General features: G+C 34.8%; 9 protein-coding genes and 1 pseudogene. 6 read left to right on the forward strand and 4 right to left on the reverse strand.

What is annotated here, in order from left to right; genetic code table 11:
- On the forward strand, positions 1–1155 hold the full coding sequence (locus SPI61_RS04475; RefSeq protein WP_321136923.1) for an alginate O-acetyltransferase AlgX-related protein: 1155 nt from the start codon (positions 1–3) through the stop codon (positions 1153–1155).
- A 170-nt stretch (positions 1156–1325) separates the two neighbouring features.
- Positions 1326–2252 carry a copper amine oxidase N-terminal domain-containing protein gene (locus SPI61_RS04480; RefSeq protein WP_321136924.1) on the forward strand — a complete coding sequence of 309 codons (927 nt, stop codon included), beginning with the start codon at positions 1326–1328 and terminating at the stop codon, positions 2250–2252.
- Between the two features lie 103 nt (positions 2253–2355).
- Here SPI61_RS04480 and SPI61_RS04485 read toward each other — a convergent pair whose 3' ends face one another.
- The 3 genes from SPI61_RS04485 to SPI61_RS04495 form a co-directional block, all read right to left on the reverse strand.
- Entirely contained in the window at positions 2356–3393 is a 1038-nt protein-coding gene (locus SPI61_RS04485; RefSeq protein WP_321136925.1) for a threonine aldolase family protein, read from the reverse strand.
- Positions 3394–3487: 94 nt separating this feature from the next.
- Positions 3488–3997 (reverse strand): phosphodiesterase, encoded by a 510-nt coding sequence (gene yfcE, locus SPI61_RS04490; RefSeq protein ID WP_321136926.1) that lies wholly within the window; start codon positions 3995–3997, stop codon positions 3488–3490.
- Between the two features lie 110 nt (positions 3998–4107).
- On the reverse strand, positions 4108–5112 hold the full coding sequence (locus tag SPI61_RS04495) for an alpha/beta fold hydrolase (protein ID WP_321136927.1): 1005 nt from the start codon (positions 5110–5112) through the stop codon (positions 4108–4110).
- Positions 5113–5683: 571 nt separating this feature from the next.
- Here SPI61_RS04495 and SPI61_RS04500 point away from each other — a divergent pair.
- The 4 genes and pseudogenes from SPI61_RS04500 (at position 5684) to SPI61_RS04515 (ending at position 9421) form a co-directional block, all read left to right on the forward strand.
- Positions 5684–6739 (forward strand): DMT family transporter, encoded by a 1056-nt coding sequence (locus SPI61_RS04500; RefSeq protein ID WP_321136928.1) that lies wholly within the window; start codon positions 5684–5686, stop codon positions 6737–6739.
- Between the two features lie 350 nt (positions 6740–7089).
- On the forward strand, positions 7090–7449 hold the full coding sequence (locus tag SPI61_RS04505; protein ID WP_321136929.1) for a DUF488 domain-containing protein: 360 nt from the start codon (positions 7090–7092) through the stop codon (positions 7447–7449).
- 544 nt (positions 7450–7993) lie between these two features.
- Positions 7994–8581: a type IV toxin-antitoxin system AbiEi family antitoxin domain-containing protein gene (locus tag SPI61_RS04510; RefSeq protein ID WP_321136930.1), complete on the forward strand. Its 588-nt coding sequence runs from the start codon at positions 7994–7996 to the stop codon at positions 8579–8581.
- Positions 8578–9421: pseudogene (locus SPI61_RS04515) on the forward strand (nucleotidyl transferase AbiEii/AbiGii toxin family protein). The gene SPI61_RS04510 and the pseudogene SPI61_RS04515 overlap by 4 nt, the downstream one beginning before the upstream one ends.
- Before the next feature lie 26 nt (positions 9422–9447).
- On the opposite strand, the gene SPI61_RS04520 reads toward SPI61_RS04515, so the two are convergent.
- Entirely contained in the window at positions 9448–10518 is a 1071-nt protein-coding gene (locus tag SPI61_RS04520) for a virulence RhuM family protein (protein ID WP_321136931.1), read from the reverse strand.
- Positions 10519–10868: the final 350 nt, after the last annotated feature.

Below are 10868 nucleotides of genomic sequence, written 5' to 3' on the forward strand. Positions count from 1 at the left end.
ATGAAAAAGAAAGATTTTTTTATAATAACAGGATTTCTCATGATTATTTTCGGAATGTGTTTTATGATTACATTTTTTAGGAATGAAAAAGGACTTCTCTATTTTGAAAATCGAAATATTAAGGAGTGTCCGACATTAAATTATGAAAATGTTTTTGAAAACAACTACTTTGGAGATGTTGAAGAGCATTTGTCGGACTCTTTTAAACTCAGAAACAGAATTTTAAAATTTGATACATTTTTAAATCTTAAATTGTTGAAGCGACCGGTTGTGAATGGAATTTATAAATCGGATAAACACTATATGACGCGTTGGCAAAGATGGTGGCCGTACGACTACAGAGAGGACCTCGAAAAAATGACACAAGGCTACAAAGACCTTAACGAAGCATTGAAGGACAAGGGAGTATATTTTCTTTATGTAGGCGTGCCGGAACACAGTTATGTATTTTCAGATGATTATCCGACTTATCTTTTAAACAAATATGAAGAATGGCACAACATTGAAGAAGATTTCTTTGCAGCACTCAATAAAAATAATATTTCAAATATAAAAATGAGCGACTTTATAAAAGATAAAGAAATGGAATACACCAAAACGGATCATCATTTTTCTTATATCGGCGCAAAAAATGTTTATGAAAATATAGTAAAAAAGATAAATGAAAATACAGAATTTAAACTTGAGAGCAATGTAGAACTTGTAAAGATGTCGGAACCGTTTAAAGGATCTTATGCAAGGAAACTCTTTTTTATGGGTGGATATAATGATGACTACTACACCTACAACCCGGATTTTGAATTCGAAAGATTTGATGACGGAGAAAAAACTTTGAGCAAACTGTTTTTTCCGGAGGAACATACATTTGAAGGTGCGGTCGGATACGGTGTCTATATGAACGGAGATAAGGGGTTTACAAAAATTGTTACTAATAGAAAGAATTTGCCGAACATTCTTGTGTATGGTGATTCTTTTACAAACCCTTTAGAATCGCTGCTCGTTAGAAATGCAAATAATTTTTATAGCTTTGATTTCAGATATCAAAAAAATAAAACATTGACTGAAATCGTCGATGAATATAACCCGGACATTGTGATTTGCATAAGGGATAATTTGATGTATTTAAACTCCGAAGAAAATGGAATAGTAAAATAAAATTGAGATGCGAAAGCGTCTCTTTTTTTGGAAAAACAGAAAACACAATTTGATTTCGGTTTAACGTTTTAAATTAAATGTATATGGGTATATAATAACTACAGAATATCATTTGATTTTCTATTATTCGCAAGAAAAGCGAAAATCTTATTTTATCAAGGAGGGTTATTATGAAGAAGAGAATTACGTTTCTCGCAATTTTGATGACGTTTACGATGGTGTTTACGATGGGTGTAAAGGCTGCAGGTCTCGTTGACGAGATGAATGCGGTAAAGAAGACGCCGGCAAAGTTGGGCGAGTTTGTGTCAAAATTCAGTTTGAAAGTGCCGAATGAAAAAGGCGAACTCAAGGATTACAAATTCAAATATGCACCGAAGGTAGTTGACAACAAGAGCGCTCTTGCGGTTACTGATGTTTTGGCTGCGCTCGGTAAAAAGGTTTATTGGGACAAGGACAACAGACTTGCCGTTATACAAAACGGCGACAAAGGAAATATCATTTTCCCGGTTGACAAAAAAGCGTTTTATGCAAATGGAAAGCTCTATGCACTTGATGTTCCGGCAACTATCGATGCAAAAGAAGGCAGAACATATCTTCCGCTAAGAACTCTCTGTGATTCACTCGGATATGAAGTAAAGTGGGACAACAAGACCAAGGTTGCGGAAGTAAAACCTATGGCTACCGCAAAGAAACTCGAGTATAAGGTTATAAAAGATGTCAAAACAGCCGACGTCGACACATATATCGCGGAGCTTGCAAAGAAATTAAACGCTCCTGAACTTGCAAAGAATGACAAAAAATCTGACGACAAAAAGGGCGGAGACACAGCTGCAACAGGTGATATAGACAAAGTTAAAAAAGAAGCTGACGGACTTTATTTCGGTTCGATAAAAGAAATCGAAGCTGGTCTTACGAAAGCTGCAAAAGACGGCAAAAAGACTTTAAAATTCGCAGTTCCGGCAACTCTTACACCGGGTCAAGTCGAATCTATAACGACAAAGACGGCAAGAGCAAACGGATATTTGTCGGCGAATGTAAGTCACCAAACATCAAAGACAAGTGACAAGTTTGAAATCTATGAAATAGAATTTCTATAGATTAACTCATAAAAAACCTCAGGACCTGTATTAATGTACGGGTCCTCTTTCTGTTTTGAAAAATGCATTAAAAAACGGACACATCAAACTGTGTCCGTATTTTTTATAAATTTTTGTCTATAATTTCTATGAGTTTATCGATATTTTCGTCCTTTGTCGCCCAACTCGTGCAAATTCTTATTGCACTTAAATCGTCTGAAATGATTTTTGTCTTGTCGAATACATATTCATCTTTGGTCGCTTCGAGGAATGAGTTCGGGACAATCGGGAATTGTTGGTTTGTCGAGGTTTCATATAAAAACTCGATGCCTTTTTCTTTGAGCTTATCTCTAACTCTGCAGGCTTGTGCGTTTGCGTTTGCGCAAATGTCGATGTATAAATTGTCCGTGAAAAGCGTTTCGAATTGAATGCCGGCGGCACGTCCTTTTGCGAGAAGTTGTCCGGTTTGTTTGATAATATATCTGAAACCTTTTTTCAGCTCGTCGTTTATGATTACCATTGCTTCGCCCAAAAGAGCACCGCATTTCGTTCCGCCGATATAAAACATATCGCAGTTCTTTGCTATGGCTTCGAAAGTGATGTCGCCGTCTTCGGCAGTCAAACCGTATCCGAGTCTTGCTCCGTCGAGGTAAAGATAAAGATCATTCTTTTTGCAATATGCGTGCAAATCTTCGAGCTCCTTCTTTGTGTAAAGAGTTCCGATTTCGGTCGGATATGTTATATAAACAAGCTTCGGTTCGACCGAATGTTCTACGACAGCTTCGAAATTTCTTTGGCGCATAAACTCGTCAATTTGCTCGATTGTAATCTTTCCGTTTTGATTCGGGAAGGTCAAAATCTTGTGTCCACATGCTTCAGGCATACCCGTTTCGTGAACATTTATGTGTGCCGTGTCCGGAGCCATAACGGCTTGATATGGTTTAAGTATTTGATTTAAAGCTGCTACATTTGTAGGAGTGCCTGAAACTAAAAAATAAATATCACAATCATCGGTGCCGAGAGACTTTTTAATTAACTCCCTTGCATGCTTTGAATATTTGTCATCTCCATAGCCCAAACATTGGTCAAAATTTGTTTCAACAAGCCTTTCCAAAATCTTTGGATGACAGCCTTCGTTATAATCACAATTTAGAAATATCATATTACCTTTCCTTTGCAATAATATTATCGATTCTCATCGGTTAAGTCCATTATAATACCAAGGGCAAAAAAAATCAAGTGAAATGCGATCGAAATCACCATTCATAAAAATGAACGCCCTCGTCGTCAATGACGGCGCATGAGTGCGAACCGTCTTTCGGAATCGTCGTTGAACCCGGATTTAAAATGTGGAGTGTGTCGGTCCTTACATCCTTTTTGATATGCGTGTGGCCGGTGATTAGATAATCGCAAAACTTGTTTTCGGCAGCGGCGACTCTCTCGTCCTCAGACTCTCTGTGACCGTGGGTCGCATAAATCCTTATGTCACCGAAATCTATAATCCTGAAATTTTCGTGGATATTTTTGTCCGTGACCATCTCGTCAACCTCGCTGTCGCAATTCCCACGCACAAAAACGATATTGTCCATATTCTTTAGTTTCTCCGCAAGCTTCTTCGGCTCATAAGTCCCCGGCAAATCATTTCGCGGCCCGTGATATAAAACATCGCCGAGATGAAGAATAAAATCCACATCTCCCATTTTTTCAAGCGCAATCATAAAATCCTTGTATCTGCCGTGCGTATCGCTCACAATTCCGATTCTCATAAAAACCTCCAAAAATCAATCAATAATATTATACAACATTTCGGAGAGAAAACAAAATCAGCTAAATAAAAAGAGCCGAAAACGGCTCAATAAAAATTCGAAAAGCTATTCTATTTACCATCAAAAAAATTCAAAATGTCACGATAGACAAACTCTTTATTCGTTTCACACAAAATCTCGTGCTTCATATGTTCATATGTTTTACTCGAAACATCCTTGTATCCGATGGATTTTAAAAAATTCAAACTGTCGGCGACACCTTTTTCGCCTTTCGTAATGATATCTTCGGCTCCCACCATATTATAAATTTTGAGATTCGGATTCTTGCATTCATAATCCGCTTTTTTTCCAAGCTTTCTGTTTAAATCTATAAGCGCTCTTGTATAGCCGAGCTTAAATCTGAAGATTCTCAACGGATCATTCGACTTAACTTTAATATTTTCTCTGTCATAACTTATAAAATCGAGACCGTTTGCACCGACGACTGAATTAATAAGTCTGCTCTCGGTCTTGATGCCCAAATAAAAACAAGCAATATTTAAGAAAAACACACCGAGAAATGAAAACTTGTTTACCGGCACCGTCCCCATAACAATAAACTTGTCGAGCATATCGTCGCGCTTTCTTAAAAAAAGCCTTGCAATCATCGAACCCATAGAATGTCCAATCATATAATACTCAAGATTCGGGTACTCATCCTTCATATATTTCGCAATCATAATCTCATCGTCGACAAGTTCCTCCGCCATATTCATATAGCCGTTCGGATAAGCATTCGAGATGGAACGCCCGTGCCCTCTGTGGTCATCAATAGCAACGATATAGCCGTTTTGATTTAAAAATCTTGCAAACTCCATATAATTTCCGGAATGCTCTGCAACTCCGTGCACCAATTGCACAACAGCCTTTGGATTTTCGCACGATAAAACTCTCACAAAAACATCAGCCCCGTCAGTATTTGTAAGATACATCTCCTCATAACCGTCTTCGTTAAGGACTGTCATTCTCTTGAAAAACTTGCTCGCCATATCGAGCGACCTATATCTTGTCCTCTTAAAAGCATAATAAACTTGTGGCACAAATAAAATTAAAAATATAATTGCGAAAATAAGCATAAAATCATCTCCCGGATAAATTAATTTATATATATTGTTTTACCCGAATTGGAAAGAAAAAACAGGAGAGGAGTAATATAAAAAATGCCGAAAAGCATGGAACAAAATAAAACAGATACATAAAAATAAAACAGACAACGAACAATATTAAAAATCGAAGAACAAATTAAAAGTATCAATGATTTAATAGTCGAGGAAAATCTTAACGAAAATGCAAAGAGATTTATTGAAAAATAGATTTCGAGAAGATTTGCTGAAAATAACGGGGATGAACTCGACGGTATAATTCCGCCGACTTCAAGACGGAAAGGAGCAAGAGAAAAGAAGAAGGCGGAAGTGCTTTTTAAAATACAAAATCTTGTGGAGGTTTTTGTCGGGCTTTAGATAGTCTTGTTTTTATCGTGGAATAGTCGTGTAATTTTTTGATTTATGATATAATTGAAATAGGGGAGTATTTTCTTCCAATATTTAAGATTTTTTAATTCTACTATTTTTCATGATGAAAAATACAACTTTTACAAAGCTAAAAATGGATTAAACAGTAATCAATTTATTATAGGGGGATATATTTTTGAAAAGTGAAAGTAGATTATGGGCGATTTTTTTAGCACTGCTGGCGGCTGTTTTTTATGCAATCAATACACCTTTTTCAAAATTGTTATTGGAGCATGTTTCGCCGACATTTATGGCGGCGTTTTTGTATATTGGTGCCGGTCTAGGCGTCGGCTTTATGTATTTATTTAATTATAAATATGAAGAAAAGTCGGATAGACTTTCAAGTGACGACTTTATTTATGCCGTTGGAATGGTTGTTTTGGATATTGCGGCACCGATATTTTTAATGCTTGGGATAAGTCTCGGAACGGCATCGAACGCGTCTCTTCTTGGAAATTTTGAAATAGTTTCAACGACTCTCATTGCCTTGATTTTATTTGAAGAAAAAGTTTCTAAAAGACTGTGGACGGCGATTTGGTTTATTACTTTTTCGAGTATTTTACTTTCATTTGAAGGCAGTGGCAGTTTTAAATTTTCCGTCGGTTCGTTTTTCGTAATTCTTGCAACATGCTGTTGGGGTCTTGAAAACAATTGCACGAGAAAAATTTCTGAGAAAAGCACTTACCAGATTGTTTTGCTGAAGGGGATTTTTTCAGGAAGTGGTTCACTTGTTATTGCAATGATTATAGGAGAGGAAGTACCTGCGGCGAAATATATTGCTTTTATTTTGTTGTTGGGATTTATATCTTACGGCCTCAGTATCTTTCTTTATATAAGAGCACAGAGAGAATTAGGGGCGGCTAAAACAAGTGCTTATTATGCAGTGGCACCGTTTGTAGGGACATTTTTATCATTTTTAATAAATGGCGAAAAATTAAATAATATGTATTATGCCGGTTTATTATTTATGATTATTGGAACTGCATTTGTCGTATATGACACTTTAATTAAACAACATTTGCATTCGCACACTCATACAATTGTTCATACACATGACGGAGTAACGCACAAACATATTATTACTCATTTGCATGAGCATTCTCATTTTATAAATGAGGAGACGCACAATCATAATCACGCAGATTTTTTGTTCAGTGATGAGCATATTGCAGCACATAAATATAAAGTATAAATACTATTAATATTATTAATACAAATAAAGTTAAACATTGTTTATATAATGTTAATAACGGGAACACAAAAGAAAATAATTCCAGTTAAAGAGGTTCAAGATAATGCAGAAATTAATAATAATGCTAGATTATATATCCGGGCCGGTTTGGAAGGATATATATGATACAAAAAGAAAAAATAAGTAAGGGAGCAATTGTTTTAATTCATTATTAAAAAAATGTGAAGTTGATCGAGCAAAGATTTACGTTGAAGAGCAGATCGCACCAACACTAGCAGTACACACAGGCCGGGGTTTGTTGGGCATTGCCTATTATAAATTATAAGATGATAAGCAAAGGATATGAATATATGGCTGGAAAATTAATAATGATCAGGGCCTATGATATAGATGATACTTGCCAAGGCAGGAGAATCTTGGTCGACAGGCTCTGGCCCAGGGGAATTAAAAAAGAAAGTTTAGAGCCCTTTGAATGGGCAAAAGAGATTACGCCTTCTACACAAATAAGAAAATTTTTTGCACATAAGGCGGAAAACTTTGAAAAATTTTCAAAACTTTATTTGGAAGAGCTGGAGGGAAACCCTGAAGCGGAAAAATTTAAAATCCATGTAAAAAACATTTTAAAAACTGAGAATGCAATTTTGATTTACGCAGCCAAGGATCCAGAGATTAATCATGTCCAGGTTTTGAAAAAATTTTTGCAAGAGTAATTTAATTGAAATCATCAACTACTAAAACTTATTAGTTGCTTTGATAAAATAAAAATGGGGCTGGAGCCTCATTTTTTATTGGGGTTATCATATTTATTTTTTATACGGTATAATATCTTTAAAGTAAGCGGCGTGTGGTCTTTATTATTTATGTAATTTTGATAGGAGGGTTTTATATTTTGTTTTAATGCAGAAAAATTTATAAAATAAATCTATAGCCGAAGGCTTTGCCGAAAACAATGGCGAAGAACACGACAGTATATTACCATCTACATCAAGACGGAAAGGCGCAAGAGAAAAGAAAAAAGAAGAAGTGCTTTATAAAGTACAAAATCTTGTGGAGGTTTTTGTGGGGTTGTAGGAAAATAGATTTTTGAGAAATATAAAAGAATAAAAGGAACCTGTGAAAATTATTTTGCAGGTTCTTTTTATTTGAATTTGGTTGTAATGATTTTGAGCTATATTATTATTTTAAGATTCATTGTTTACATTTTCGCTTTTATATGTTATAATAAAAGCGAAAATGTAATGAGGGGATGAGAATATGGATATATTAAAAAAATATATAAGTGAAAATAGAATAATAACAAATAGCGAAGCTGAAAAACTTGGCTTTGGCAGACATAATTTGTCAGAATTAGCAAGGAAAGGAAAGCTTGAAAGATTAAGACCCGGGGTTTATCAATTAAATGGGGAAATAACGGATGATTTTGTTTTAATTTCGTCAGGAAGTAAGAGAATTGTTTTTTCGTACAATACAGCTTTATATCTTCATGATTTATCAGATAGAACTCCGAATGTATTTCATATCTCTGTACCTCAAGGTTATAATGCGAGTCATATTAAACAGAGGTTTCCGGATTTGCAGGTTCATTATGTAAAAAAAGAATTTTATGAAATTGGAAAGACGAAAATAAAATCACCACAGGGAAATATCATTCCGATTTATGATATTGATAGAACGATTTGTGATATTATAATTGATAGAAAAAATATCGATAAGCAAATTTTCACAGAAGGTCTCACAAGGTATTTTAAATCTTCAAATAGAAATTTAAGACGACTTATAAAGTATAGTAGAATATTTAAAATTGAAGACAAAGTCAGGATGTATATGGAGGTTTTGTCGTGATTAATATAGAAAGTATAAAGGGGAAGATAAGGAATTTATCACAAAAAAACAAGTTGAGCTCACAAGAAGTTTTACAGATGTATTTTTTTGAAAGATTTCTAGAAAGACTATCTTTGTCAAAATATAGGAGTAATTTTGTAATTAAGGGGAGGTTTTCTAATATCGTCTTTGATTGGAATTGAAAACAGAACCACAATGGATGTGGATGCGACAATCAAGGGTATACATCTTAGCGAAAAAGAGATAAAAATAGTAGTGAATGAAATTATAAATGAAGATGTTGGTGATGGTATAAAATTTGAAATACAGAAAATTGAACATATTAGGGAATCTGATGATTATGAAAATTTTAGAGTATCATTAATTGGAAATGTAGGTAAAACTAAGAATCCAATGAAGCTTGATGTAACTACAGGAGATGCAATAACTCCTAGAGAAATAGAGTACTCTTATCCCTGTATTTTTGGTGACGAGAATATAAAAGTAATGGCATATCCATTGGAAACAATATTGGCAGAAAAATATGAGAGCGTAATTAAAAGAAATATTGCTACTACTAGGATGAGGGATTTTTATGATATTTATGCTCTGTATAATTTGAAGAAAGAAGAGATAGATTACACAGTATTAAAAGCAGCTATTAATAGAACGTCAACTAGAAGAAATAGCTTAGAATTGATGGCAGAGTATGCAGAAATAATAGATGATATAAAAGGTGACTCTTATTTAAAAAAATTATGGGAATTATATCTTAAAGAAAATATGTACATTAGTAATTTGGATTTTGAAAGTGTTATTGATGCTCTAGATGCAATTTCAAAAAGGATAAATGCAAAATAAAAGAGAGGAAAAAAATGCCTCTCTTTTTATTTATCTTTGTTTGCGGCTATATTTTCCAACTCAAGAAATTTGTCGAAATCGCTTTTATAAAGTCTATCTTGTATAATTCTATATTTTTCAAATTCACTTTCCGCGTGCTCTTTTGCAAGGGCGGCGGTGACTTTTCCGGAGTCATTTAAGATTTCTTTATCCCACAGCTCAAAGAATCCGCTCAATCTTTTCTCCCAATCTTCCATTGTCATTGGGATATTTCTTTCTGCTTGAAGCTCCGCCATATCAATATATGCAGAAACAATTCTTTGCATTTGGTTAAGTTCTTTTTCGTTTAGATAGTTTATTGGATTTAGAACATCGTAGTTATGTATTTTTGAACAAGGGGATCCATCCCAAGTGGTAAGTCCCATATTTTTGCTCTCGTGATTCGCTCTATCTATTATAAGTTCCGCTGCAGTTTTGCCGTGCACGGCATAGTGGAGTTTGTTTTGAACGGCGGCAAAAAACCTTTTTGTTGCTTTTGCAGACGGGGCATAGTCCAAGGATGTGGCGTAGATATCGGTGATTTTTTGGTAAAATCTTCTTTCGGACATCCTTATTTCACGAATCTTTACAAGTAATTTTTCGAAATAATCTTTTGTGAGTTTGGTTCCTGAGTTTTTCAGCCTTTCATCATCCATTGCCCAGCCTTTTATCGTATAGTCCTTTACAATTTGGTTTGCCCATTTTCTAAATTGAACCGCACGTTCGTTATTAACTTTGAAACCGACAGCAATTATTGCTTGAAGATTATAGTGTTTTGTTTCTCTTGAAACATTTCTAGAACCTTCTTTTTGAACTATTAGGAAATTCCTAATAGTTGCTTCTTCCTGCAATTCCATATAATCAAAAATATTTTTTAGATGTTCATTTATTGTCGCAACACTTACATCATAAAGCGTCGCCATCATCTTTTGTGTTAGCCAAATGTTCTCGTCTTCATATCTGATTTCAATCGAGTCTTCTTCGTCACCGGTGGCAGCAATAAAAGTTAAATATTCCGCTGCTGAAGAGCGGATTTCGATTTCGTGGTTATTTTTATATTGCTCAATTTCTCTTTTCATAATTTCCTCCATTTAATTTAGAAAACCATATATAAATATTATATCACTTATGTGCGTAAACACAAAAATATTTTGTAGAAAGATTAAAGTTATGTATTTTGGTAGACTGAAAGTTTTAAAATTAGAAAAAAGAAAATTATTTGAAAAGGTGGGGAGCAATCGTCCGGCCTTCGCATTTCTTTTTTCTCGCGTCGATTAAGGAAATGCTTGGCGTTTAAGCCCTAACCCAAGAGAGCGACCGTAGGGAAGCTCGATTGGCTAGTAGGACTAACGCAATTTGTTGTACAAGAGAACGAGCGAAGCGAAGTTCGATTGAGAACAACAATCTGCGGAGAGAATCGCACCAACCT

The organism is Ezakiella sp., from assembly GCF_034180565.1.
Classification (GTDB): Bacteria; Bacillota; Clostridia; order Tissierellales; family Peptoniphilaceae; genus Ezakiella.

Excerpts from the sequence above, each read along its gene's own strand:
- SPI61_RS04475 (WP_321136923.1), top strand. The coding sequence starts at position 1 with ATGAAAAAGAAAGATTTTTTTATAATAACAGGATTTCTCATGATTATT.
- SPI61_RS04480 (WP_321136924.1), top strand. The coding sequence starts at position 1,326 with ATGAAGAAGAGAATTACGTTTCTCGCAATTTTGATGACGTTTACGATG.
- SPI61_RS04485 (WP_321136925.1), bottom strand. The coding sequence starts at position 3,393 with ATGATATTTCTAAATTGTGATTATAACGAAGGCTGTCATCCAAAGATT.
- yfcE (WP_321136926.1), bottom strand. The coding sequence starts at position 3,997 with ATGAGAATCGGAATTGTGAGCGATACGCACGGCAGATACAAGGATTTT.
- SPI61_RS04495 (WP_321136927.1), bottom strand. The coding sequence starts at position 5,112 with ATGCTTATTTTCGCAATTATATTTTTAATTTTATTTGTGCCACAAGTT.
- SPI61_RS04505 (WP_321136929.1), top strand. The coding sequence starts at position 7,090 with ATGGCTGGAAAATTAATAATGATCAGGGCCTATGATATAGATGATACT.
- SPI61_RS04510 (WP_321136930.1), top strand. The coding sequence starts at position 7,994 with ATGGATATATTAAAAAAATATATAAGTGAAAATAGAATAATAACAAAT.
- SPI61_RS04520 (WP_321136931.1), bottom strand. The coding sequence starts at position 10,518 with ATGAAAAGAGAAATTGAGCAATATAAAAATAACCACGAAATCGAAATC.